This window comes from Flagellimonas ochracea (assembly GCF_009903685.1).
Classification (GTDB): Bacteria; Bacteroidota; Bacteroidia; order Flavobacteriales; family Flavobacteriaceae; genus Flagellimonas; species Flagellimonas ochracea.
Genome location: NZ_JAAABI010000002.1, coordinates 415,728 through 439,837 on the forward strand (window position 1 = coordinate 415,728; position 24,110 = coordinate 439,837).

General features: G+C 39.4%; 24 protein-coding genes. 9 read left to right on the top strand and 15 right to left on the bottom strand.

Annotation, left to right across the window (positions count from 1 at the left end):
• Positions 1 to 405 (bottom strand): MarR family winged helix-turn-helix transcriptional regulator, encoded by a 405-nt coding sequence (locus GTQ34_RS07425; RefSeq protein ID WP_166523139.1) that lies wholly within the window; start codon positions 403 to 405, stop codon positions 1 to 3.
• 883 nt (positions 406 to 1,288) lie between these two features.
• Between GTQ34_RS07425 and GTQ34_RS07430 the strand changes: the two genes are divergently transcribed.
• Positions 1,289 to 2,812: a GH3 family acyl-acid amido synthetase gene (locus GTQ34_RS07430; protein WP_166523140.1), complete on the top strand. Its 1,524-nt coding sequence runs from the start codon at positions 1,289 to 1,291 to the stop codon at positions 2,810 to 2,812.
• A gap of 19 nt (positions 2,813 to 2,831) precedes the next feature.
• On the opposite strand, the gene GTQ34_RS07435 is transcribed toward GTQ34_RS07430, so the two are convergent.
• The 4 genes from GTQ34_RS07435 to GTQ34_RS07450 all read right to left on the bottom strand — a co-directional run bounded on the left by GTQ34_RS07435 (position 2,832) and on the right by GTQ34_RS07450 (position 5,630).
• Entirely contained in the window at positions 2,832 to 3,443 is a 612-nt protein-coding gene (locus GTQ34_RS07435; RefSeq protein ID WP_166523141.1) for a hypothetical protein, read from the bottom strand.
• A gap of 187 nt (positions 3,444 to 3,630) precedes the next feature.
• Positions 3,631 to 5,052: a cardiolipin synthase gene (cls, locus tag GTQ34_RS07440; protein WP_166523142.1), complete on the bottom strand. Its 1,422-nt coding sequence runs from the start codon at positions 5,050 to 5,052 to the stop codon at positions 3,631 to 3,633.
• A 190-nt stretch (positions 5,053 to 5,242) separates the two neighbouring features.
• The gene (locus tag GTQ34_RS07445) at positions 5,243 to 5,440 is read right to left on the bottom strand and encodes a hypothetical protein (RefSeq protein ID WP_166523143.1); all 198 of its coding nucleotides are present in this window, start codon (positions 5,438 to 5,440) and stop codon (positions 5,243 to 5,245) included.
• A 28-nt stretch (positions 5,441 to 5,468) separates the two neighbouring features.
• Positions 5,469 to 5,630, bottom strand: a complete 162-nt coding sequence (locus GTQ34_RS07450) for a DUF1328 domain-containing protein (protein ID WP_166523144.1) — start codon at positions 5,628 to 5,630, stop codon at positions 5,469 to 5,471.
• Between the two features lie 177 nt (positions 5,631 to 5,807).
• On the opposite strand from GTQ34_RS07450, the gene GTQ34_RS07455 reads away from it, so the two are divergent.
• Positions 5,808 to 6,854 (top strand): helix-turn-helix domain-containing protein, encoded by a 1,047-nt coding sequence (locus GTQ34_RS07455; RefSeq protein ID WP_166523145.1) that lies wholly within the window; start codon positions 5,808 to 5,810, stop codon positions 6,852 to 6,854.
• Between the two features lie 145 nt (positions 6,855 to 6,999).
• On the top strand, positions 7,000 to 8,028 hold the full coding sequence (locus tag GTQ34_RS07460; protein WP_166523146.1) for a helix-turn-helix domain-containing protein: 1,029 nt from the start codon (positions 7,000 to 7,002) through the stop codon (positions 8,026 to 8,028).
• Here GTQ34_RS07460 and GTQ34_RS07465 read toward each other — a convergent pair.
• Positions 8,018 to 8,734: an SOS response-associated peptidase gene (locus tag GTQ34_RS07465; RefSeq protein ID WP_166523147.1), complete on the bottom strand. Its 717-nt coding sequence runs from the start codon at positions 8,732 to 8,734 to the stop codon at positions 8,018 to 8,020. The two genes, GTQ34_RS07460 and GTQ34_RS07465, sit on opposite strands and share 11 nt — an antisense overlap.
• A 235-nt stretch (positions 8,735 to 8,969) precedes the next feature.
• On the opposite strand from GTQ34_RS07465, the gene GTQ34_RS07470 reads away from it, so the two are divergent.
• A complete protein-coding gene (locus GTQ34_RS07470; protein ID WP_166523148.1) occupies positions 8,970 to 10,022 on the top strand; it encodes a helix-turn-helix domain-containing protein in 1,053 nt (350 codons plus the stop codon).
• Here the strand turns inward: GTQ34_RS07470 and GTQ34_RS07475 are convergent.
• Positions 10,019 to 10,903, bottom strand: coding sequence for a mechanosensitive ion channel family protein (locus GTQ34_RS07475; protein WP_166523149.1), 885 nt, complete (start codon positions 10,901 to 10,903; stop codon positions 10,019 to 10,021). The two genes, GTQ34_RS07470 and GTQ34_RS07475, sit on opposite strands and share 4 nt — an antisense overlap.
• 214 nt (positions 10,904 to 11,117) lie before the next feature.
• On the opposite strand from GTQ34_RS07475, the gene GTQ34_RS07480 reads away from it, so the two are divergent.
• The 3 genes from GTQ34_RS07480 (at position 11,118) to GTQ34_RS07490 (ending at position 13,697) form a co-directional block, all read left to right on the top strand.
• Positions 11,118 to 11,819, top strand: coding sequence for a flavodoxin family protein (locus GTQ34_RS07480; RefSeq protein ID WP_166523150.1), 702 nt, complete (start codon positions 11,118 to 11,120; stop codon positions 11,817 to 11,819).
• Between the two features lie 2 nt (positions 11,820 to 11,821).
• On the top strand, positions 11,822 to 12,424 hold the full coding sequence (locus tag GTQ34_RS07485; RefSeq protein WP_166523151.1) for a DUF2652 domain-containing protein: 603 nt from the start codon (positions 11,822 to 11,824) through the stop codon (positions 12,422 to 12,424).
• Between the two features lie 235 nt (positions 12,425 to 12,659).
• A complete protein-coding gene (locus GTQ34_RS07490; protein WP_166523152.1) occupies positions 12,660 to 13,697 on the top strand; it encodes a helix-turn-helix domain-containing protein in 1,038 nt (345 codons plus the stop codon).
• Positions 13,698 to 13,708: 11 nt separating this feature from the next.
• Here GTQ34_RS07490 and GTQ34_RS07495 read toward each other — a convergent pair whose 3' ends face one another.
• Genes GTQ34_RS07495 through GTQ34_RS07505 form a run of 3 tightly spaced genes read right to left on the bottom strand, consistent with a single transcriptional unit; the run spans position 13,709 to position 14,590 of the window.
• Positions 13,709 to 13,915 (bottom strand): hypothetical protein, encoded by a 207-nt coding sequence (locus tag GTQ34_RS07495; RefSeq protein WP_166523153.1) that lies wholly within the window; start codon positions 13,913 to 13,915, stop codon positions 13,709 to 13,711.
• Positions 13,908 to 14,261, bottom strand: a complete 354-nt coding sequence (locus tag GTQ34_RS07500; RefSeq protein WP_166523154.1) for a hypothetical protein — start codon at positions 14,259 to 14,261, stop codon at positions 13,908 to 13,910. The genes GTQ34_RS07495 and GTQ34_RS07500 overlap by 8 nt, the downstream gene beginning before the upstream one ends.
• A complete protein-coding gene (locus tag GTQ34_RS07505) occupies positions 14,261 to 14,590 on the bottom strand; it encodes a YtxH domain-containing protein (protein ID WP_166523155.1) in 330 nt (109 codons plus the stop codon). Before GTQ34_RS07505 ends, GTQ34_RS07500 begins: the two co-directional genes overlap by 1 nt.
• 383 nt (positions 14,591 to 14,973) lie before the next feature.
• Here GTQ34_RS07505 and GTQ34_RS07510 point away from each other — a divergent pair, with 383 nt between their 5' ends.
• Positions 14,974 to 18,690 (top strand): bifunctional metallophosphoesterase/BamA family protein, encoded by a 3,717-nt coding sequence (locus GTQ34_RS07510; protein ID WP_166523156.1) that lies wholly within the window; start codon positions 14,974 to 14,976, stop codon positions 18,688 to 18,690.
• 85 nt (positions 18,691 to 18,775) lie between these two features.
• On the opposite strand, the gene GTQ34_RS07515 is transcribed toward GTQ34_RS07510, so the two are convergent.
• The 4 genes from GTQ34_RS07515 to GTQ34_RS07530 form a co-directional block, all read right to left on the bottom strand.
• Positions 18,776 to 19,156 (bottom strand): VOC family protein, encoded by a 381-nt coding sequence (locus GTQ34_RS07515; RefSeq protein WP_166523157.1) that lies wholly within the window; start codon positions 19,154 to 19,156, stop codon positions 18,776 to 18,778.
• Between the two features lie 93 nt (positions 19,157 to 19,249).
• On the bottom strand, positions 19,250 to 19,741 hold the full coding sequence (locus GTQ34_RS07520) for an SRPBCC family protein (RefSeq protein ID WP_166523158.1): 492 nt from the start codon (positions 19,739 to 19,741) through the stop codon (positions 19,250 to 19,252).
• Positions 19,742 to 19,816: 75 nt separating this feature from the next.
• Entirely contained in the window at positions 19,817 to 20,665 is an 849-nt protein-coding gene (locus GTQ34_RS07525) for an AraC family transcriptional regulator (protein ID WP_166523159.1), read from the bottom strand.
• Between the two features lie 171 nt (positions 20,666 to 20,836).
• A complete protein-coding gene (locus GTQ34_RS07530; RefSeq protein ID WP_166523160.1) occupies positions 20,837 to 21,592 on the bottom strand; it encodes a sulfite exporter TauE/SafE family protein in 756 nt (251 codons plus the stop codon).
• A 75-nt stretch (positions 21,593 to 21,667) separates the two neighbouring features.
• Here GTQ34_RS07530 and GTQ34_RS07535 point away from each other — a divergent pair, with 75 nt between their 5' ends.
• Positions 21,668 to 23,470: a sodium:solute symporter family protein gene (locus tag GTQ34_RS07535; protein ID WP_166523161.1), complete on the top strand. Its 1,803-nt coding sequence runs from the start codon at positions 21,668 to 21,670 to the stop codon at positions 23,468 to 23,470.
• On the opposite strand, the gene GTQ34_RS07540 is transcribed toward GTQ34_RS07535, so the two are convergent.
• A complete protein-coding gene (locus GTQ34_RS07540; RefSeq protein ID WP_166523162.1) occupies positions 23,471 to 24,061 on the bottom strand; it encodes a riboflavin synthase in 591 nt (196 codons plus the stop codon). It lies immediately after the preceding gene.
• Positions 24,062 to 24,110 lie beyond the last annotated feature (49 nt).

Sequence of the window (24,110 nt, forward strand, 5' to 3'; positions counted from 1 at the left end):
TTATATCATTTTTTGTTCTAGTTTCGATAACCACTCAACTCCTTGGTTTGAGAATTGTTCGGTAAGTTGGTCCATGGCTTCTTCCCATACAGGAATGAGCACTTTGACAAATTCTTGTCCTGTCTTGGTTAATTCCAATAAGGGCCTATAGTCACTTGATCTTTTTACCCAATCATTTTTAACCATTAGACGAATACTTCTGCTTATCGAAGAACGTTCTAACCCCAACATTTCTCCTAACTTTCCTTGTTCAAGTAGACCATTTTGGTGTAAAGCAAAGAGGATAGTCAACTGATTTTCGGAAATCCCAAATGCTTTAAGCTTTGATCGGTATACATTATCAATGATGCGCGATAATTTGCGCACCCTAAAGCCCAAACATTGATGTAATTGATACTTCACCATTCAAATGTAAACCTAAAAGTTGTGTATACAACATAATTAACATTTTTTTATACCTCTCCTAATATCAAATCAATACGTAGTATGTCTTTATTATTGTATTTACAAATACTTTGATGCATAGAGGTTTGTGCTATTGCTCTTCTCAACAGTTTTTAGTGAACTATTTGTGGTTGGCGATTTCTATCCAATTTCATAGGTTTTAGACTCCAAAAAATTTTCTGCAAAGGTTTTGAACGTCTTGGAAAATGCCCTTGTGATGTTCAAGATTCCTTAGATAAAGGTCATGAATTGTGAAATCATTTAAGGTCGAATTTAGGCTATCTATAATTTTGGGCCAATCCTTTTGTTGATCGAATATCAAAGAATTAAATACTGGGGATAAATAATTGTAGTTCCAACAATTATTTCAAGTTCTATCACTGGATAAATTATAGTTATATTTAATAACAAATAAGTTCATTTAAAATCCAACATAGTTTCGGTGAGTTTTTCGGTGAGCAATCCAGCTTGACGACTTACAAAACACTGAAAATGATTTAAATATGAGAATAGTTAAGTCCCAGGTGGGACCACTGGGAAATTTCAAAATTTCTCTAATAGCCTGAAAACAGTTGATTTTCAGGTTTTTTTATTTTTATTGATTTCATATAAAACCATATGAAATGAACTTCTTTGATTCGTAATTGAGCCGGTGTTTCTTTTTCGACAAAGGCTCTTTTCAAACAATGTTAATGGATGGCTGCTAGGTTATAGATTGCATTTGTCATTGAAAACACCAACGTAATAATATTTATGCCATCCGAGTTAAGGAAAAAATCTTTTGAGTAAATGTAGCGTGATGTTAGGCAATATTTTTGCTCTTACTGATAATCAACAAGTAAGAATGGCAATAATTGGCAATATAATCAAAGGGTTTATTGACCTTACAGAAACTGTTTTAAGTGACCCAAACCCTATAGAAGAACAAAAAGAGGTGCTGAAGGAACTCTTATCGAAAGCTGCCAAGACCACTTTCGGGGAAACATACGATTTTAATGAAATATCGAAATCCGATGATATAAGGAAAAAATTTGCACAGATAGTACCTTACCATGACTATAACAAAATCTATGATGAATGGTGGAACCGGGTGGTGGATGGCCAAGAAAATGTTACGTGGCCAGGAAACCCGGATTACTTTGCCCTCAGCTCTGGTACTACCGGAAAAAAGAGCAAAAGAATACCTGTAACTTCAGATATGCTGGCTGCTATAAGAAATGCCGGAATAAAACAGGTGTTGGCTTTGAGCAACTTTGACTTCCCCGCAGATTTTTTTGAAAAAGAAATCATGATGTTGGGCAGCTCCACAGATTTGAGACAAAGAGATGGTCGGCTTGAAGGCGAAATAAGTGGGATAAGTGCAAGCAATATTCCATTTTGGTTTAGGGGTTACTACAAACCTGGCGAAGAGATTGCACAAACAGATGATTGGGACGATAGGGTCCTGAAAATAGCAAAGCAGGCCAAAGAATGGGATATTGGAGCACTGAGCGGAATTCCATCATGGATGGAGCTAATGCTTAAAAAGGTAATCGATTACAATGGGCTAGAACATATTCATGAAATCTGGCCAAACCTCCAAGTGTACACCTCAGGTGGAGTAGCCTTTGAACCCTATCAAAAAAGTTTCAACGCGCTATTGGGGAAACCCATCCAGATTATAGACACCTATTTGGCATCGGAAGGCTTTATTGCCTTTCAGACCAGACCGGAAACTACAGCAATGCGTTTGGTTACCAACAACGGAATTTATTTCGAATTTGTTCCCTTCAAGGCCGAATACATTAATCAAGATGGTTCCTTAACAGACAATGCACCCTCCCTAACCTTGGATGAAGTGGAGAAAGACCAAGATTATGTATTGATAATTTCCACGGTTTCTGGAGCGTGGCGATACATTATTGGGGATACTATAGCTTTTACGGATATCGAAAAGGCCGAAATAAAAATCACAGGAAGAACAAAATTCTTTTTAAATACTGTAGGCTCACAACTTTCCGTGAACAAACTTAATGATGCGGTAAAGTATTTGGAAAAGGAAATGGATATGAAAATTCCTGAATATACATTGTGTGCCAAACGATACGAAGATGGTTTTTATCATAGCTGGTATTTGGGTTGTGATAGTAAATTGGAAGAGGAAAAAACGGCAAACCTATTGGACAATTACTTAAAACAAGCCAATAAAAATTATAAAGTGGCCCGTAGCAAAGCGTTGGAGGGGGTGAAGGCACATGTGGTTCCTGTTAAAACGTTCACAGATTGGAGTGGTGCCAATAAGAAAAAAGGGGGGCAGGTAAAAATGGAAAGGGTGATGGATGAGGAAAGATTTTCTGAATGGGAGGCATTTGTGGCCAATAATTCATAAAAGTATTATTTCGGGCTCATCAATCTTTTTCTTCTACGATATCCCGAATCTCTTCTGGAGACAAGTAATAGGTTCTAATGCGTTCTTTGTAACTCTCGTCAATTTCAGCATTGTCCAGGATGAATTTTTTTGTTTTAATGATATACTCTGCCATGCCATGACGCACAGCTTCCAAATCTGCGGTTCGCTCTGCTTTTCTAACGTGTTCTTTTAACAAAATGTAACGTACTCCGAAACCTATCAACTCCAAATTGCCTTTTTGCTGATAGTCCATTACATGTCCAAGTTCGTGCCCTATCCAGCCGATTAGAACATCTTTGGGCACATTGACTGTTTTAAATTTCTTCCCTGTTATTTTGAAGCTTTTACTGATCAACACCACGTAGCCCCGATTTTTACGGGAACGGAACAAGCTGCCAAATGACGGCTGAGCCATCATTACGGATTTTTTAATTTTTTTCTTGAACTTGAATTCAATGGGAATGTTCTCGAGCTCTGGAAAGTAATCCAAGGCGGCGGCCACTTCATCTTTAATGCTTTCTGGTACAGAATTTTCAGGTTCGGATAGGGCCATATATAGTATCAATGAAATTAGGGAGATGCTTAGGAATGTGATTAGTTTTCTTTTCAAAACAATCAAAAATAGAAAGGGACATGTATTGACTTGCCTTGGATTTGGATTAAAACAAATATGGTATGCCAAGGACAATTTTCAAACTGTACGCAACTTCCAAAGTTATGATAAAAGTAAAGCTCCTTTTAGCAAGAAATTGACCCATACCAAGGAATGTTTGATACAATCCCGAAATCGGGCATAGTTATAATAGGGGCTTGAAAAATTTGGAAAAACCTTCAAGAAATTTTTTCCACCGGGGCCGCTTTTTAAACGACTCATAATCCAGTTCGTTGGACCTTTTCCGTATTTTGAGAAATTCTTCGGATATCATGGCATTACATGATTCATCATAGATGAGGATATTGGTTTCGTAGTTATGCTCAAAACTACGGTTGTCAAAATTGCCTGAACCGATACTTACCAAGTCTTCATCAACAATCAAGATTTTACTATGCGAAAAATCGTCCCGTAAATAAATTTTGGCCCCTATCTTGAGCAATTCTTCAAACTGTGAGAACATAGCATACATAGCCGCTTTTGAATCTGATTTATTCGGCACCAGTAGATGAACGTCCACACCCTGTTGGACAACTATTTTAAGAGCTTGTAGAAATGCTTGACCGGGCATAAAATATGGATTGGCAATGTAAATCTTGCTCTTGGCTTGGTTGACCATTCCGATATACTGTTGCATAATTACAGGTTGGTTGGAATCTGGCCCGCCCGCCACAACCTGTGCTACAGTTTCTCCTTGGCTGGTTTGTTCGGAGAGGTAGTCCGATGCATCAAAATCATCTTTGTTGGAGGCATAAAAATAATCCTTTAAAAAAATTAGGTGAAGGTCGTTCACCAGAGGCCCCTTGATTTGTAGATGGGTATCTTTCCACTTTCCCAATTCGCCTTCAGCTTTTATGTACTTGTCGGAAATGTTCACCCCTCCCGTAAAGGCAATTTTATTATCTACCACAACAATTTTTCTGTGGTTTCGATAATTCAGCGAAAACAATAGGTTGCCCAGTCTTAAAGGCATCATAGCCCGCATTTCTACACCTATTTCCCTAAACTTTTTTTTGGGCTTCCCCTTTAGATAGTAACTTCCAAAGGAATCATAGATAATACGTACGGTAACCCCTTCATTAATTTTCTTTTCAAACAATTTGAGCATTTTGTCCAAGAGCATCCCTTTTTCCAAAATATAATATTGCACATGGATGAACTTTTCAGCTTTTTCCATGGCTTTGAACAAGGCATCAAAGGTTTCTTCCCCATCATTCAGAATGCTGATGGCATTTCCTTTTTTGGGTGTTGCATTGGAATTGGACGAGATAAGATTGGATAACCTCTTTTTCCGCAAATCATCAGGGAAATCTGCCAAAAATTCATCCCCGCTAATGGGGCTATGCCTGGAAATTTTTTTCCGACGTTCAAATTCCCGAATATTAAAAAACCTAAACTTTCTCCTGTTTACCCCAAAAAGATAGTAGAGTATGGGGCCTGCGAAGGGAAGCACTATTACAGCAAGCACCCAACTAATGGATTTGGTGGGCCTGCGACCATAATAGATTATGACGAATATAACGCCTAGGGTCAGCACGAAGTATAAGATTAAAAAAAAGGTATTCATACTACTATGTAATCGGACTGATTGGAAGCACTATTGGTGGAGAAACAGCAACACCTAAAATGGACTTGTAATATAACATGATTTTAGAGTAACACACAGGAAAACTTTTCAATTTCAAAGGGTTGTTGATAATGAACAAAAAACTCCGGCTATTCTTGCCGGAGTTTTTATCATTGCTTTTGGAGTGTGTCTAATTGTCATCTATTGCACCATCAATTTCTTCTTCTACATCTTTGGCGGCATCTTCGACCTCTTCTCCAGCCTCTTCAATCCCGTCTTCAACCTCTTCGATGGCATCTTCAGCTTTTTCCTCTTTTGTTTCTCTGCAATTAGTGAGGCTAAAAGCAAGTGCAATGAATAAAATAAACAAGCTTATAGATTTTTTCATTTTCAAGATTTTTTAAGTTAATGGATGTTTATATTTTTCTTCTACCTCTAATTAGGGAAATTACAAATAGAACGATAAAGATGAAGAATAGCACTTTGGCAATACTGGCCGCTCCAGCGGCTATTCCTCCAAAACCAAAAATTCCGGCCACAATAGCCAAAATAACAAAGGTGATTGTCCAGCGTAACATGTTTTCTGGGTTTTTAGTTAAGTGTTTGATTATCTCTTAATCAATACGATACAAAAATTATTTTTTTTGTTTGGAATGTTTGCCGCTAACGATTCACATGTTGACCCATTAGGAATATTAACCATGAAAAGGCACCTTAGCAATCTTAAATAAAGAATTATCTTTAAATGCATTAAGATGAGCGTGGAGCACAACATTCAAATAAAGAACCAAGGCGCAAAAGCGTTTGTCGAGACCGTCGGTAATGGTCTAGATTTGGAATATACCGAGGACGACAAAGAGTTTTCGCTTAATCTTTCCGCTGAGCTGGGCCATGGCTATATTAAAACCTACGATTTTGACCATGGATTGACCGTTTATGAGTTTGATTGTACCCTGTCCACAGAAATACGCATTATTTTTTCGAGAACAACAGTGCAACCCCTGCTTATACTTTTTAATAGAGAGGATGAGATTGGTATAGAGCACGGCGAAACGGGCCTCAATGAAGTAAAGCACTTGGAAAGCGTAATGAGTTCCGGCGGAACCGAAAAAGATCAGGCCATTATTATCCATTCTAATAGATCAACATGTTTTTTTGCCTTGGTGCTGGATAGAAAGGTATTCGAGAATAAGATTGATACTTTTTTACCAAACATGAACACCAATCTGGAAAAGATTTTTAGGGACGTGAACGGAATAAACTCTTTTTACACCCAAGGATACTATAGTCTCGACATCGCAAAATTCATGGAAGAGTTTACAACCACTGACTTGACCGGTTTTATGCGCTATGTTTTTCTTGAAGGCAAAACGTATGAGATTTTTACCCATTTCCTGAAACAATATTTGGATGACGCCAAGAATCCAAATCAGCGCAGAATATTGCGCCAGCACACCGTTGAGAAAATCGAGGAAGCCAGTACCATCATTCAAGACGAAATGGAAAACCTAGGGAGTATAGTGTCACTGGCAAAAAAGGTCGGCCTTAACCAAAATACGCTTCAGGAGGGATTTCAACAACTGTATAAAAAATCGGTGAACCATTACATTACGGAGGTTCGTATGGCTGAGGCCAAACGACTTATGGAAGAATCTGACCTCAACATTACCGAGATTACCTACCAGGTAGGAATCAATTCCCGGAGTTATTTTTCAAAACTCTTTAAACAACAATTTGGTATCTCACCCAAGGACTACGTGATTAAGAACAGAAACAAAAAAGGAGCCAATCGTTCTGCTTAAAAATTGTTTAAACCCCTTTAAATATTCGGACTTTTTAACAATTTAACCAAGACAACTGCCCAATTCTGTTATTTATAATTTCAAAATTGTTAAACACTTTTGGTCCTGTCCAATTTCTTTGCACCGCAATGTTTGAGCGGATGTTATGCATGAAATTGTTATTGCTAACCATAATATAGACAGTTCATTAGACCAACTTCACGAGTTTTTTGGTGGAACACTTGAGGAAAAATGGGGTGAGCGTATTTTGGTATTCAACAACCAATATGGTCAAGGAACCATAAAAAGCATATCCTTTGATTGGGGCGTTTCGTTAGTCGACTATGATGTAAACTTTACGGAAGAACTCAAACTTGTTCATCAAACAGGAGATGAGACCCCGGTGGAATTCATTTTTATATCTGAGGGCAATCTAAAATATAAAGAAGGAGATGACGATGAAGCATTACTGCTGGAACGCTATCAAAACATCATAATTGCACCGAGGACCAAGTCCAGAAAAACGTTTGTTTTTCCAAAATGGGTAAACGTCAAGGTGAATTTTATACAGATTCTTAAAAAGCAGTATCTAAGAAAGAAGAACAACAACCTTAGCTATCTTAACGATTTATTATCGTCCGTTTTTAAGGAAGAAACCTTGAACCTCCCTTACATGCATCTGGGTAATTTTAACCTAGAAATCGAAAATCATGTAAAGGAGATGCGGACACAAGAAACGAAGGGGATAATAAAAACCTTGGGGATAGAAGGCCGATTGAACATTATTTTGGCCATGCAGCTTTTGGAACACCACAAATTTGAGAATCGCGAGACCCTGCCATCTTCCTTGACTACATCTGACATCAAGAAAATACATGAACTGTCAGGTTTTATTGTTGATAATATTTCTGAACCACTTACAATAGCCAAATTGTCCAAAGAAGTTGGACTAAGCGCAAAAAAGTTACAAACAGGGTTTAAAATGCTGTACTCGAAGACGGTGAACGAGTACATCAAATTATTGAAATTGGAAATTGCAAGGGATTATCTTAAGAAAACGGATTTAACCGTTTCTGAAATTGTTTATCTGGTTGGCATAAGGAGTAGAAGCTATTTTTCAAAAATATTTTCGGAGCACTATGGTATTTTGCCCACGGAGTACCGGGCCAGAATTAAAAGGAAAACTAAAAGTTAGAATCGCCTCCATTCGGCACATCTTCATAGAAAACAGGCTGTAGTATGGAATCGTAAAGAATGTTTTTTTTAAAAAACTCTTGGGCTATTGGATTGGCCCGAAGCTTGGCCTTGGGCGGGTTTTCAATTATCCCTTGTAAAACGTTTGTTTCCGTTTGAGGGGACAACCATACGTCCTTTGCACTTTCAGGAATAATCAAGGGCACTTGATCTCCAATGTTGTGAAAACTTTTTAGGAAGTCATCGGTCGCCGTGGTGATAAGGCCGCAACTAAGAAATCCGTCATCCAGTCTGTGATATACACCGGCCACGTAAAAGGGGGATTCTGAAATCAATTGAACATAATAGGGATAGGTTTTCCCATTTTTCAATAAATAAGTGAAAAACCCGGAAATTATGGCAAGACACCGCCCTTGTTGCAAGGAATTGCCCATCCAGGTAGTGGTTTGTAAATCATGGAGGGTCACATTCAGGGTATTGGTCATTTGCTGAAAAACGTACCAATCCTCTTTATAGCCTTCTGGTAACAATCCCCAAATGGCAAATGTTACTTGGTTCGTATTTTCCATGGTCAAAACAGAAAGACTTGCCTCTTGCAAGCCATTGATCACTATGTCGGGGGTATAAAGATCGGGATACTTAAAAGTTAGACCAAACTCTTTCTCAATCTGCTCTCTTTCTACCGCATTGGAAAGCTTGTAAACCATACATCTAAAATATGGATACAATTAAACACCAAATTTTAATTTCTGTTGACCCAAAAAAATGGAATTGTAACACGTTTAAAATTAATTGTTTAATGTTTTCTCCTTTTAGAGGAAACATCCCTCTATATAGTTAAACATTTACCCGAAACTGTTAAAGACCACCTTTCGAATGGCCTAACTTTGATAGGCTTACAGGCAGAATGATTCTGCAAGCTAAAATGGAAACAAAAGGATTATGGAAGAAAGAAAACAGCGGGCCCAACATGAATTAAACCGACTTAACATCAACATAAAGGGCGATGTGGCAGAATATAAGGAAACGTACATGCTGAAGGTGGATAGGGCAGAAGGGAATGGCGCAGTCAAGTGCATTAATTTTGATGAAGGACTTTTTGTATTGGAGTTCGATTTAAAGCTCAACAGGGATACATATTTGTCCTTGTTGTCCGAAACTGACCAATCCATCTATTTTATCTACTGCTTTCAGGGAAATTGTTTTTACGCAACGCAGCATAACAACCATCATGTAAAATTGAACGAGCTACAGACCGCAATAGTAAAGACGAATAAAAATTTTGCTGGAGGCTTGGTGATTGGAAAAGACTCTGATGTTAGTCTTAACATTCTCCGGATTGACATAGACACCTATTTTAAAAAACATCCTGATGGGCAAACAGTGATAGCACAAAAACTGAAAGCCTTTTTAGGGGAATTGAATAAGAGACATAATTTGGTGCATTTCGGAAAACTTAATCTGGAAATTGCCGAATATGTAAGAAAATTGACGGAAGCCAAGTATGCCGATACCTTGTCCGAACTTCTATATTTTGAGGGCATATGCATTCTTATCTTGGCCAGCCATATTGAGCAGTATAAAAGAGAAACCACTGGTAAAATCAACTCCACCAGACTCATAAAAAGGGAAATACAAAAGCTGATGGAGATAGCGAGGTTTATTCAAGAAACCCCAGAACAGCAGTTTACAATACCGGCACTAAGTAAAAAATCAGGCCTTTCCGCTGGCAAGCTTCAAGAGGGGTTCAAGTTTTTGTACCAACGTACTGTTTCTGATTTTATCAGAAACGCCCGTTTGGAAAAAGCGGAAAAACTGATCAGGGAAACTGACATGAACGTTTCTGAGGTAGTTTATGCCATTGGATTGACGAGCAGAAGTTATTTCTGCAAAATCTTCAAGGAAAAGTATCATTGCAATCCAAAAAGGTATAAGACCAAGCAGAACATTCATGAAACTGTCAGTATGGGCTATCTTGAGAACAACCCAGTTTAATCACTATTGCGCAAGGCTCTCATAAATTTTTGCGGAAAGTCCAACGTACGAATGGGGAACGGGATTTGAATATCGTTCTCATCAAATACGGCCTTTATCAAGATCATGGCTTCTGTTTTTGCCTTGGCCACCTCTAAGGCTGAGGTGGAATTTATCCAAAACCTGGTTTCAAAATTGATGGAGCTATCACCAAAATCACGGTAAAGGAAAAGGATGTCCTCTTTGTTTTCCACAGCCTCAAAATGGTTTACAATGGTCTTTTTCACTAAATCCCTCACTTGCTGCAAATCCGAATTGTACGCTACTCCACATTCTAAAATTACTCGAGATTGTGCCGTGGTGGAATAGTTTTTTATCGGATTTTCAACGACCATCTTGTTCGGAACATACACAAGATTGTTGTCCACTTGTTTTATGGTGACCACCCTTAAATCTATATCAATGACTTCACCTTCGTAGTTATTGGTCTCTATCCAATCACCAAATTTAATTTGCTTTACATAGGAAAGAATAATGCCAGAATAAGTATTGGCCAATGCACCTTGCAGAGCCAAACCTACGGCCAGACCAGCAACACCTGCTCCGGCAAGTATGGTGTTTAGGGCTTTACCCAAATTTAAAATGCTCAGCACAAAAAAAAGTCCCATAAGAATTACAACGATGGATACAATCTGTGAAAGCAACTGTTTCATGCTTTCCTGCAAACTGCTCCTGCCGGTAATCTTATAGACAAGCTTTCTAATATACCTTGAAATCAGTACGGCCGTAATAAAAACGAGAATGGCCAATATAATATTTGGCAAATTGGAAACAAAGCTATTGAACCAGGAATCCAATTTGTCCCACATGCCGTTTAAGGCTTTTTTAAATTTTTCTTGCATCGTCAAATTGTATTGAAAATTTTTAGAGTATTGAGCCCCTTTTTCACGGGCACCCTAAAACTATACGAAACTATTTTTCTAAGGATGCTTAAACCGTTTGATCTTTAACGCTTTTGATATTTTGATTATCTTATGCATTACGCTTTATAGCATTAGCATCAAGAATTGTAAAAAATTCGCCTCAATTTTGAGGTGCAACGCCAAAAGCAAAAACATGGATTTTACAAACCTTAAAGCGATATACATTAATTGCACTTTAAAGAGCTCTCCCGAGCAAAGCCACACAGAAGGCTTAATGAACGTTTCTATGGAGATAATGAAAAAGGAGAGGGTAGAGGTCGAATACATAAGGCTGGCCGATTACAAGGTTGCTGTAGGATTGTTGCCGGACATGACTGAAAAAGGAGCCGAAAAGGACGATTGGCCTATGCTCTATGAAAAAATTATGGCAGCAGACATACTTGTTATAGGTACGCCCATATGGTTGGGCGAAAAATCCTCAGAGGCCACAAAGCTCATCGAAAGATTGTATGGAATGAGTGCAAAGACCAATTCCAAAGGACAGTACATTTACTATGGCAAAGTTGGCGGCTGCGTAATTACCGGTAATGAAGACGGAATAAAGCACTGTGCTATGGGCATTCTTTATGCCTTACAACATCTTGGTTTTAGCATACCGCCCCAAGCCGATTGCGGTTGGATAGGCGAGGCCGGACCAGGGCCGAGTTATATGGATGAGGACTCAGGTGGAAAAGAAAACGAATTTACCAATCGAAACACCACCTTTATGACGTACAACCTACTACATATGGCCAAAATGCTAAAACAAAATGGTGGATATCCCTCCTACGGTAATTCGCGCGAATCGTGGGATGATGGAACACGATGGAATTTTGATAACCCTGAATACCGATAATCATGGCGTCAGAACCCACATTGCTCTGTATACCCGACATTAGTGGATTTACGAAATTTATGAGCGACGTTAACTTTGAACTGACCTCAAAGGTAATCCCATCCTTATTGAACAAGGTAATTTATTCCAATACCTTAAACCTAAAGGTTTCTGAGATTGAAGGGGATGCTGTCCTGTTCTTCTCAAAAGGAAGTTTACCGTCCTTTTCAGAGTTGGTGGACCAATGCAATACTTTTTACACCGGCTTTTACAAACAATTGCACCTCTTGCAAAAAGCATATGCGTCCAATCACCAAGCATTTGAAATTCCGAGAATTTTGGGATTGAAAATTATACTGCACTATGGAGATGAAATCGTGATGACCCAAGTGGGAAACAGAATAAAATTATTGGGAGAGGATGTAATCATTGCACATAGGTTGCTAAAAAACAACGTTGAGGAAGATGAATACTTGCTTATATCCGATCAATTGCTGCAGTGTTATGATGAAAAAAGCGCCGAAGAAGAATTTGATTGGGGCACACTTCGCAAAGGTAGTATGGCCTACGAGCATATTGGCGAACTGAAATATCATTACATACCGTTATCCCCTTTAGTGGAATAATAAATTTCCGCACTTCCGCAGATTTTCTCAAAACATGCCAATGGTTAAATCACATTGAACTCAACAAGAACTATTTTTTATTACTGAAGCATTTTGGAGTAATCAAAAGATATATAAGATATAAAAAAGCGCTTCTTATAAGAGCGTTTTTTTTGTTCAATACAGCAACAGAGTTGTAAAACAAAGACTACATTTGAGATAAACGTACCATCGTTATTAAAAACATTCTTTTGGTATGATTAAAATCAATATTGACGCCAAAGACACTGCTGGAACAGTTAGGCAGATAAGAGACGCCATAGGAGGAGCCATAACAGAGCGTTGGGGAGAATATATCTTGGAAATTTCGAACAAGAAAGCAAGGGGCAAAATCCGTTTTATAACCTTTGATTGGGGAGTCAGCCTATTGGAATACGACATCATTTTTTTTGAAGATGTGACACTGATCATGGACGCGTCCAATTACAATCCGATACACTTTGCTTACTGTTTGGAAGGATATTGTGGGCATAAATTCGGTTATCAAAGCGACAAGGAAATACGAATATTGGAACAGTTTCAATCTGTGATCATCACAAGCAGGGATGGCGGCTATAATTATGGATACTTTCCAAAGGATGTAAAACTTTCCATAAATGTAATCCAAATTACTAGAAAGCCTTTTTTGAGAAAACGCTTAAATCAAGGAGAGGAGCTTAACAAACAATTATATAAGGTGTTTTTGGACACGGATCATGAAAAGGTGTTTGCTTACTATGGATCATATAACTTAAAACTGGCGGATAATATTGGAGCGTTGCGCAATATAAAATCGAAGGGTATGATACGCATTATGCAGATTGAGGGTCTGGTTTATCAAATCCTGTCGTTGCATATGATACAGCATAACAACGAGGTAATGAACAAACGCCCACACACAAACTTGTTGAAAAGAGAATTGAGAATCATTCGGAATTATGCCAAAAAAATAGAGAGGAACGTTTCTTTTAATTTCTCTCTTGAGTCTATTTCTATGGAGACAGGGCTTACCCAAGCCAAGCTTCAAGAGGGTTTTAAACTGCTCTACAACAAAACGGTCACAGAATATATAAGGCACGTACGGTTAGAAGTGGCAAGAGATTTTATGGTAACCACGGAGTTGAGTATCTCCGAAATAGTATATAGTATTGGTTTTACAAGTAGGAGCTATTTTTCCAAAATTTTTAAACGTAAATATGGCATTAGCCCTAGCGAATTCAAAAATAGTAGAAAAGATATTGCCCAAGTGGCCTAAAAGACAAAAGATTATTTAAAAAGCTTTTTCAGGAGATAGCCCAGCACCATTTTTTTAAGAGGCCCGAGCAGTTTATTGACCAAACTTAAGGGTTGCATGTAATTTTCCATTTCATACTTATTGCTTTCCAACAATTCAAGGCTGATGTCCTTTTTCAAACGCAGGATTTTCAGTTCCTGTTTTATATCCGATATGGATTCAAAATCAACTTTAGTCATCGTGAAGAATTGATTTAGCAAGTTTTTTTACAATGTAGCGTTCCAGCTTTTTACGAATTGAGAAGACTACCAAAATGAGCAGCACAAATAATGATGCGGTCAGTAAAAATCCCAAGGAAGAACTACTTAACAATTGACCCAAAAAAATGGCCAATGAAACTGAAAGCAAAACCACAGCTATGAATGCGAATATTCCCAATATCGCATATTTTACCAAGGCTGTGCTCAGCTCAGCCGTATGCAAAAAAAGCTTGAGCTTATAGTACTCCCAAGAGTTTTTAAAGTATTCTTGGGAGTTTTCAAGGGATTCGCTGGTAATAGCGCTTATTTTCTTTGAAGAACTCATTAAGAGCGCTGTAATTTTCTGTTTTTGGCTTTAAGCTCTTTCAGCTTTGATTCCAAGGCAGTAATTACGTCTTCAGTTTTGTAACTGGCTGAAGAAACCAAAGATTCCATTTTATCCTCCAAGTTATCCTTGCTGGAAGAAAAAGTATCTACCACCTGCTCCTTAAGTTGTGCTGTGCTATTTGCAACATCTTCTGCTAAAGCATTGGATTGTTCAACCAACTTTCTACGTGTAGAAGATCCTTTGTCCGGGGCAAATAGAATGCCTAACGTTGCTCCCAGGGCAGTACCTGCCAAAATTCCCAATATTGTGTTGCTACTATCGCTCATATAATTATGTTTTTAAAGATTTTCTCTAAAATTACTTTGGTTTTCCCTATTCAATTAGTCCAAATAATAGAATCATTGACGTATTTAAAAAATATGGATTGCGTTAATGTTAAATTCTTTTAAAGCATAGATTTTGATGCCCTAAGTTTACATTGCAGCGTCACTGTGAGCAACTTTATGGGTGAGGTCAAGCTAAGTTGAAATTCATTGTGCAAAAAAGCACAGGAAAGCTAAAATCAATTTTGAGGATAAATTTAAAAATCAAATTTCATGTAGTTTATCGCTAATCCTGTTCATATTTATGAAACTTCCTGTTTCAGCTGTAAAATTCTCTTTTGACTTAATGTACCTATTAAAAATTGACTTGCCATTAAATAATTCTTATGAGCAAAAAGCCAAGTAGTTTAATTTCAAAACCAACATTTGTTCTTTCAGCATTTCTATTGATTGTTAGTTGTGCGACCTATAAACCACAAAAAGGAAATTTGACTGCGTTCAAAAATAAAGGACAACCTACCCATACGTTCTTTATTGCTGGCGGCCTGGGAAACGCCAAAGCTGATACGGACACTGCCATTTTGTATAAATTGAAATCAGAACTAACATTATCCAATGAAAACAGTACGCTCATCTTTACCGGTGACATTATTTCGGAGATTGAAAACAATTGGGCACAAGACAAGAAGATTTTGGATAAACATTTGGAACTCACCCAAAACTTCAAGGGGAACACCCTATTTATTCCAGGAAATAATGAATGGAAGGGGAACAACACTGAAAAAGTTGAGCAAGTAGAAGATTATATCAAGGACAAGGAGGCCAAAAACTTGTCATTCTTTCCAGAAAATGCATGCCCAATTGAACACAGGGTCATCAACGACGACTTGGACGTGATTCTGATAGACTCCAAATGGTTTGTATCAAATTGGTCCCGTGTAGTGAACATGAACCAGAAGTGTACAGATATAGTTACTCGAAGAAGATTTATGGAAGAGCTGGAAGGCTACATCAATGATGGGCAGGGAAAAAATATAGTAATAGCCATGCACCATCCTATTTTTAGCAACGGAACATATGCTGGGAACCAAACCTTCGCCGACCACATGAAACCGCTTCCTATTCTGGGAACAGTTAAGGAAGCCGTTATGGACTTGGGCGCTTTTGACCCAGAACACGTGAACTCCAGACGCTATAACTACCTTCGGGTTTTGGTGAGTGCATTGGCCCAATCCTCCGATAGAATAACCATTGTTTCTGGTCATGAGGAGAGTCTACAATACTTGACCGGTGGCGGAATCCATCAAATAATCAGTGGATCTTTGGGAAGCAAAAGTGCAACACATAGGTCCAATGGCCACATAACGGCCATTGGTGGATCGCTCCCATTTGAAGGTAAATACACGCACGGAGCCAATGGTTTTGTCAAGTTGGAATATTTTCAGGATGGAAGTTCCAAAGCAACATTTTACAGCGAACAAGATTTGAATAATGACGTCCAGATAAATGTTTTATCGCCACTGGAAGAACCGGGTGCCCCCCAAAGCTTTCCAAATGTAAAACAGAAAAACGTTGAAGATGTTGTACTACGGGATTCTAACACCTATAAAAAAGGGGGTTTTTATAAGTTTTTGTGGGGCGAGCGTTATCGAAAATATTTTGGAGAATTGGTCACCGCTCCGGTTGCATATTTGGACACCCTGTATGGGGGTTTAAGCGTTGTAAAAGAAGGAGGAGGACATCAATCTTTTTCTTTGAGGTTACAGGATGAAAATGGGAAGCAGTACGCCATGCGGTCGCTAAAAAAGAATGCTCTGAAATTTCTCAAATTCCAACTGCCGGGCATTGCGTATAATCAGGAAGATTATCGAGATACATGGGCGGAAGAAGTAATATCCGACTTTTTTACCACGGCACATCCCTACATGCAATTGGTCATTAATCCAATGGCAAAAGCAGTGGGAATCAATCATTCGGATTCAGAACTGTATTATATTCCCAAACAAGAAGCCTTGGGCGAGCATAACGATGCCTTTGGCGACGAACTGTACTTTGTGGAACGCAGACCTTCGGATGAGCAGCTCAATTACAAAGGGTATATACGTACCATTGACGCATCTGGAAAGATCACCGATTTTGAAAGCACAACTGATATGCTTGAAAAGATAAAAAGTGACGAATCCTATACGATTGACCAAAAGAACTTCATCCGGGCCAGGATTTTTGACATGTTAATAGGAGATTGGGACAGGCATCAGGACCAATGGCGATGGATCCAGTATGAACGCCCAAGTGGGGATAAGGAATTTATGCCTGTTCCAAGGGACAGGGACAATGCCTTTCCAAGGTTTGATGGACACGCTTTAAAGCTGATTAAATTATTTGTCCCGACCAGTAGACGATGGCAAACTTTTGACAAAGATATTGACAATGTAAAATGGCAGAACATGGCCGGAAACAAGTTGGATAGGGCCTTGTTGAACAAATACGGGGTCGATACATGGAGGACAGAAGCTGAAATTATTCAAAAACAACTAACGCCTGAGGTTATCGAAAGTGCTTTTGAAAGACTGCCAATTGAAGTTCAGGATGAAACGGCAACATTCATCAAAGAAAGCCTAAAAGCACGTCTTAAAAGTATAGATGCAGATGCCGTGACCTACGCCAACTACTTAAATAGAATTGTAACCATAACTGGCACTGAAAAAGATGATTTATTTGAGATTGGTCGTATGCCAAAGGGACGTACCAAGATTACGGTTAAACGTATTTTTTCCGAAGAGAAAAATGAGGTAATCTATGAGCGGGTTTTTAATAGATCGGAAACCAAGGAAATTTGGCTGTATGGATTGGGTGATGATGACAAGTTCGAAGTGAGCGGCAATGGAGAGAATGCAATTAAGATAAGAATTGTGGGGGGATACGGAGAAGATGGATATGACATCACTAATAAAAAAAGAATAAAAGTTTATGAGTGGGAACACGAGGATAGTGAGTTTGATGGTGAAATGCCTTCGACCCAGATGAGCGACATATATAAGACCAACTCCTACCATTGGCGTTATTTTAAGCCAAACACCAATATATTGGTTCCTAATTTAGGCTTTAGGACCGATGATGGCATTTTTACAGGACTAGGCGACACCTATACGGTAAATGGGTTAAATGGAAACCCATTTAGACAGAAACACCAATTGGCGGCCAACTATTATTTTGGTTTTGGAGCCGTTGAGCTTAAATACAGGGGAATTTTCGGGAATGTGTTCCCTAAATGGAACCTGGAGGTTGAGGGATACTATACCAGTGACAGATATGCCAAAAACTTTTTTGGGCTAGGTAATGAGAGCGTGAATGCGGAGGACAATCTTGGACGTGATTTTTACAGGGCCAGAACAAGACAATTGAAGGCAAGCGTTGGAATAGCCTATTACAGTCTCAGATTTAAAGGCCTGATAGAATCGTTCAGGGTAAATGAAAATAGCCAAAGGTTCTTTAACCCGCCGAACTTCAATCCAGAGATTTTTGTGAATCAAACCTATGTGGGTGGAGAAGTTACAGGCGACTATGACCGCACGGATGCCGATGATTTCCCTACTAAGGCCATATACATTGGTTTATCTGCGGGGTATAAGTATAATCTAAGCCTCGAGGACAACAAATTCGGTTATGCATCCTTGAAAGTTGGATTTGACCATAAACTTATTCCCTCAGGAGATTTAGTACTGGGAACCGTGGCCGAGGTGAAGACAAATATTGGCAATAATAACTTCTTCTTCTACCATGCACCTTCGTTGGGTGGAGACAATGGCCTACGCGGTTTCCGTGACGAACGCTTCTCGGGCAGGGCCTATTTTTACCAAAGCACTGACCTTAAACTCCGCCTAAAACAATATCTGACAGCTGTTTCACCAGTAACCGTTGGCATCTACGGTGGATTTGACTACGGAAGGGTTTGGGTGGAAGACGACACCTCAAACATGTGGCACACTTCACAAGGTGGCGGTTTTTGGATTAGCAGCTTAAAAGCACTTACATTTAATATAGGCTACTTTAATTCAAGAGAGAGCAATTTGGTCCAAGTTGGTTTTGGACTATCTTTTTAAGATTTGATGGCTCAAGGGAATCCGTGTCATCCTTGATATTATTATGCAAAACCGCAAATTTTGCAGTAATTACACAAAATCTTTGTCAATCTCTAATTCTCCAAGGAGGATTCAATCTATGTTCTCCACCGTGGAACAAAATTAACTGATTGCCATCCATATCCTTAAGCCGTGCTTCTCGCCACAACCAGGGCTTATCATAGGGGAGCTCTTCGAACTGAACACCCTTTTCAATCAATTCATCTACTTTGCCGTCCAAATCTTCACACTCAAAATAAACATAAATGCCATTTCCGTGAGCGACTTGATCAACTTTATGGATAGAAAATGTTGAATCCCCATCAGGACATTCAAATCGAGCATAATTCGGCAAAGCGTCAACAATCATTACAAGACCCAATTTTTGATAAAAGGGGACAGCCAAATTTAAATCTGTTGAGGGTACGGTTATTTGATTTAGATTCATTTTTATCGAAGACTAAAAAGTGTATTTGATTCAAAAATAAAAGTAATTGTGCGGAACACAAGAAGATTGTTTCTATTCTGCAAAACCTTTGGGTTATTTAAGGAACTTTTCCATTTTTTGGACCTTTCTTGGGTGGGGCCTGTCATATTCCACGTAGTAGGCAAAATCATCTAAAATATCGTCCCACATCTTGGACATTTTGTACTTCATAAGCGGCACCATTAAGAAGCCCATTAGTCCTTTAGGAATCATTTCCAGTTCAATATGCACATCGGTTTGCTCTCCGGATGACGCTATAAGATTAAATCGATTGGTGATGGTTTTCATAAAAAAAGGCAGCCCTTCGGTAACCTCAAGTTTAAGGGAGTGGTCGTCGTCGGAATATGCAATAAGCCTTTCTCGTATATTGCCCATTTCAGTTGTGCAAGAACGCTCATTACACCGCATTTGATTCTCTTCGAATCCCTCAGGTTGGGAATGATTGACAGGTGACGCCCATTTGTGTGGATTGGCAAAGTCATGGCCCAGAATGGACCAAGCTTTTTGAATGGGCGCATCAATCCTCTTTGATTTTTCTATTCGCATGGATATTGTTTTTGATTACGACTCCAATATCTATGAAAAAGCCCCATAAACAATTGTCTATCGGGTCAACATTCTTCACTTTTGGTTCAATCTTTCTTGGCTTGGAGATACCCCATAAGCTTTGTTGTAGGCACGGATGAAGCCAGAGGTAGATGTAAAACCACAAGCCAAGGCGATTTTGGCAATGGGTTGATCATGCATTTGGACAAGTTCTTTGGCAGTTTGTAGCTTTTTTTGCAAGAGGTATGTTCTCGGAGGCACATCAAAATACTCCGAAAACCTTCTTTTAAAGGTGGACAAGCTCATATGGCACATGGATGCCAGTTCCTCCAAGGTCAGGTCGCTCAATATATTGGCCTCTATAATTTCTTTGAACTGATATTCAAAAGGATGGAACAAGGATTTTAAAAACGAACCCAGTGAAGGAAAAACGCCAGTCTTGTATAATAAAAGCATTATCTCTTTTAGTTTGATTCTTACCAAATCATCATCTGCCAAATGGGGATTTTCAAAAAGATGGGCTAAGCTATCCACATAGGTAGAAAAAATGGGATGCGGGTCAATTTCAGTAACATCAAAGTCGGTGACTTCAAAAGATTCTAGCGAAAGTTCAGAGGGGAAAAAGGCCTTCACCATTTCTGGATAGAAAAAAACACCAAAAAGCTCAAGAGGACTGTCTTCTTCATGCGCGGAGGTGCTTTTTTCAAGATAATAATTGCCGCACTTTGCCAACAACGCATTTTCAGGGGTCAGTGCTATGTTTTTAAGAGGTGTTCTAAAATTGAACCCTCCTTTTTTCACAAACATAAAACAGGACTCGTTTTCAAAGAAAGGCTTGGGTACCCTATGAAAGGGTGTTTCGGTAGACACGCTTTCAAATACCACTCGCCTGTTAAGTTTTATCTGCTTTGTTTGAAGCATCATTATTTTTTGAAGCCTTGCTAAAGTTTTCAGTGATGTGAAATCTCGGACTAACTAAGAAAACTTTAGGTTTCGTCAGTCCTTGATATAAGTCAGTTCCTTGTATGAAACCTAACAAAAAGACCATTTAATCTTGTTTCCCTTCTTCTTTTCAATGAAAACCTTGCAAAAAAATCACTTAAAAAGTATCGCAATAGCACCGATGGCAGTGACAATCAAAATAAACCTTTTGTAATTCCGCTCGTTGATCTTTTTAACGATAAAAACACCGAAAAAGAGTCCAGCCAAAATGGCCGGGACCAATTTTAGGTTGATGAGCAATGTTTCGGTGGAGATGGTCTTCCAAACGAAAACGTGAAAAGGCAGCTTGAATAAATTGGTGATGAAGAATAACCATGCGGCGGTTCCCACAAATTCATTTTTGGGCAATCGCATAGCCAAAAAGAAGATATTGGTGAAGGCTCCCGCCAAGTTGCCGATCATGGTACAAATGCCGGCCATAATACCCATGGAACCCGAAAAAAACCAGTGAGACGGGGTACTTGTGGATTTTCTTCGTTCCCACCAATACAGCAAGCCCAGACTGATGAAAATAACGATGACCATCCCCCATTTAAATTCTTTTTCAGGTAAGTCTTTGCCAACAAAAACCCCAATAAGGATACCAAGGACCATCCAGGGCAGAAATTTAAATATGTACTTCCATTGGGCATGACGATTGTAGTAGATAACCGCAAAAACGTCTCCAACCAATAACAAAGGGATGATCAATCCTGTGGATTGGCGAGCACCAAAGGCCAAGGCCATTAAAGTAACGTTGAAGATGGACATGCCTTTAAGCCCAGCTTTCGAAGTGCCAATCAAAAAACTGGCGGTAGCTGCCAAGAACCAGCCAAAAAGAGTTGGTTCGGAAGAAGAAAATAAGACCAAAGCCGGGATTTAGTGTACAGAGAACAAAGGTATTTCAAAAAACTTTACCTTTAATCGCGTACCAATCCAGAATAAATGGACATAAGAACATTAGACTATCTAATCATCTTCGGATTCTTCTCGCTCGTTCTCTTCATAGGAATCTACGTATCAAAAAAATCAGGAAAAAATACATCAGAATACTTTTTATCTGGTCGTAGAATGCCTTGGTGGCTATTGGGTTTTTCCATGGTGGCAACCACATTCTCCACAGACACGCCAAATCTGGTAACAGACTTTGTAAGAACGGATGGAGTTTCCGGCAACTGGGGTTGGTGGGCCTTTCTGTTAACAGGCTTGCTCACGGTTTTTGTGTATGCCAAGCTTTGGCGAAGATCCAACGTGGCAACTGACATGGAATTTTACGATTTGCGCTACGGAGGAAAACCCGCCCACTTTTTAAGGGGTTTCAGATCGCTCTATTTAGGAGTGGTGTTCAATGTAATGGCGATGTCTGCCGTAACGCTGGCAGCAATTAAAATTGGTCAGATTATGCTTGGACTGGCACCAATTGAAACCGTACTGATAGGTGGGACCGTAACTGTAATTTTTAGTGCAATAGGAGGATTCAGAGGTGTTGTGTACACTGACTTTATCCTATTTTTTGTTGCCATGGCAGGAGCCATTGGGGCCTCGGTCTATTTGGTGAATATTCCAGAAGTTGGAGGTCTTTCCAAGGTTCTTGAAAACGAATTGGTACAACAAAAGATGTCTATTCTACCCGATTTTTCGAATAAGGATGCTTTGATTACATTACTTATTGTTCCCTTGGCGGTGCAATGGTGGAGCGCTTGGTATCCTGGTGGAGAACCAGGAGGGGGTGGCTATATTGCACAACGGATGTTGGCCGCCAAAAACGAAAACCATGCCATAGGAGCGACTTTTTTCTTCAACATTCTCCACTATGCGCTTAGACCTTGGCCTTGGATTTTGGTGGCATTGGCCTCTTTGGTAGTTTTTCCAGATTTGGAAAGCATCCAAACGGCTTTTCCAGATGTAGAAGAAGGTATTTTGCGAAACGACCTCGCCTATTCGGCGATGCTCACCAAACTTCCCTCTGGGTTATTGGGGGTTGTGTTGGCCTCTTTGGGGGCGGCCTATATGTCCACAATCTCCACACATCTGAACTGGGGATCTTCCTATGTGGTCAATGATTTTTATAAGCAACAGATTAATAAGAACGCTTCCGAAAGGGAATTGGTAAATGTTGGCAGGTTATCCACGGTGCTCTTGATGGTATTGAGCGGATTTTTCGCACTGAACCTGAACAATGCCACCCAGCTTTTCGACATTATCATAATGTTCGGCGCAGGAACAGGGTTGATTTTCATCTTAAGATGGTTTTGGTGGAGAATTAATGCTTGGAGTGAGATTGTCGCCATGTTCGCCTCTGGAATTATTTCTATTTTCTTTTGGCAATTTGAAGAAACACTTTTTTTAAACGAAGGCGCACCTTTCCCAAGTTGGAGCAAGTTTTTGCTGGTAGTACTCTTAACAACGATTATTTGGATTGTGGTCACTTATATAACAAAACCTGAGGATAACCAAACCCTCTACCGATTTTATGAGACCACCAAACCAGGAGGGCCCGGATGGCGCAAAATCAGAGATGACGCCGTCAAAGAAGGAGTATCATTGGAAGAGGAAGGTAAACGATGGACGGTTCCCTCCGGTATTTTGGCTATGCTCGTAGGTTGTGTGCTGGTGTATGGTTGCCTATTTGCTACGGGCAATTGGATTTATGGAAACTACTCGTTGGCCATAGGACTCACGGCTTTGGTTCTATTGGCAGCATGGTTGCTGAAAATTATTTGGGGCAGAATGAAAAGTGTATTGTAATTAATTGCTCAAAGCCAAAAGCCTGGCCACATATTTTCCAACAACATCAAACTCCAGGTTCACGATTTCACCCAATTCATATTCCTTAAAACGGGTGTGTTCAAAAGTAAAGGGTATGATTGCCACACTAAACGAGTTTTTGTCGGAATCGACAACCGTCAAACTCACACCATCCACCGTAATGGACCCCTTTTCTATGGTGACATTATTCAACTCAGGGTCATATTCAAACCGAAAAAACCAGCTCCCTTCCTTTTGCTCGATGGAAGTACAAATCGCCGTTTGGTCCACATGTCCTTGGACTATATGGCCATCAAGCCGGGCTCCCAATACTATGCCCCGCTCCAAGTTCACCGCATCGCCTACTTCAAGCTTGCCCAAATTGGTCTTGTTCAGTGTTTCCTCTATGGCAGTCACCGTATACGAATCTTCATTCAATGACACAACAGTAAGGCACACGCCATTATGGGACACACTTTGATCAATTTTTAGTTCTGAAGCCATAGGTGAAGCGATGGTAAGGTGAAGATTTCCCCCATCATTTTCCAATTTTTCCACCCTGCCTAGCGTCTCGATAATCCCTGTGAACATGAATCTTATTAATTGACTAATTTTGTAATGTAAAAGTAGCCATATCGGT

Bases quoted from the DNA above. Each gene is read 5' to 3' on its own strand.
- GTQ34_RS07425 (WP_166523139.1), bottom strand. From the start codon at position 405: ATGGTGAAGTATCAATTACATCAATGTTTGGGCTTTAGGGTGCGCAAA.
- GTQ34_RS07430 (WP_166523140.1), top strand. From the start codon at position 1,289: ATGGCAATAATTGGCAATATAATCAAAGGGTTTATTGACCTTACAGAA.
- cls (WP_166523142.1), bottom strand. From the start codon at position 5,052: ATGAATACCTTTTTTTTAATCTTATACTTCGTGCTGACCCTAGGCGTT.
- GTQ34_RS07445 (WP_166523143.1), bottom strand. From the start codon at position 5,440: ATGAAAAAATCTATAAGCTTGTTTATTTTATTCATTGCACTTGCTTTT.
- GTQ34_RS07450 (WP_166523144.1), bottom strand. From the start codon at position 5,630: ATGTTACGCTGGACAATCACCTTTGTTATTTTGGCTATTGTGGCCGGA.
- GTQ34_RS07455 (WP_166523145.1), top strand. From the start codon at position 5,808: ATGAGCGTGGAGCACAACATTCAAATAAAGAACCAAGGCGCAAAAGCG.
- GTQ34_RS07460 (WP_166523146.1), top strand. From the start codon at position 7,000: ATGCATGAAATTGTTATTGCTAACCATAATATAGACAGTTCATTAGAC.
- GTQ34_RS07465 (WP_166523147.1), bottom strand. From the start codon at position 8,734: ATGGTTTACAAGCTTTCCAATGCGGTAGAAAGAGAGCAGATTGAGAAA.
- GTQ34_RS07470 (WP_166523148.1), top strand. From the start codon at position 8,970: ATGGAAGAAAGAAAACAGCGGGCCCAACATGAATTAAACCGACTTAAC.
- GTQ34_RS07475 (WP_166523149.1), bottom strand. From the start codon at position 10,903: ATGCAAGAAAAATTTAAAAAAGCCTTAAACGGCATGTGGGACAAATTG.
- GTQ34_RS07480 (WP_166523150.1), top strand. From the start codon at position 11,118: ATGGATTTTACAAACCTTAAAGCGATATACATTAATTGCACTTTAAAG.
- GTQ34_RS07485 (WP_166523151.1), top strand. From the start codon at position 11,822: ATGGCGTCAGAACCCACATTGCTCTGTATACCCGACATTAGTGGATTT.
- GTQ34_RS07490 (WP_166523152.1), top strand. From the start codon at position 12,660: ATGATTAAAATCAATATTGACGCCAAAGACACTGCTGGAACAGTTAGG.
- GTQ34_RS07495 (WP_166523153.1), bottom strand. From the start codon at position 13,915: ATGACTAAAGTTGATTTTGAATCCATATCGGATATAAAACAGGAACTG.
- GTQ34_RS07500 (WP_166523154.1), bottom strand. From the start codon at position 14,261: ATGAGTTCTTCAAAGAAAATAAGCGCTATTACCAGCGAATCCCTTGAA.
- GTQ34_RS07505 (WP_166523155.1), bottom strand. From the start codon at position 14,590: ATGAGCGATAGTAGCAACACAATATTGGGAATTTTGGCAGGTACTGCC.
- GTQ34_RS07510 (WP_166523156.1), top strand. From the start codon at position 14,974: ATGAGCAAAAAGCCAAGTAGTTTAATTTCAAAACCAACATTTGTTCTT.
- GTQ34_RS07515 (WP_166523157.1), bottom strand. From the start codon at position 19,156: ATGAATCTAAATCAAATAACCGTACCCTCAACAGATTTAAATTTGGCT.
- GTQ34_RS07520 (WP_166523158.1), bottom strand. From the start codon at position 19,741: ATGCGAATAGAAAAATCAAAGAGGATTGATGCGCCCATTCAAAAAGCT.
- GTQ34_RS07525 (WP_166523159.1), bottom strand. From the start codon at position 20,665: ATGATGCTTCAAACAAAGCAGATAAAACTTAACAGGCGAGTGGTATTT.
- GTQ34_RS07535 (WP_166523161.1), top strand. From the start codon at position 21,668: ATGGACATAAGAACATTAGACTATCTAATCATCTTCGGATTCTTCTCG.
- GTQ34_RS07540 (WP_166523162.1), bottom strand. From the start codon at position 24,061: ATGTTCACAGGGATTATCGAGACGCTAGGCAGGGTGGAAAAATTGGAA.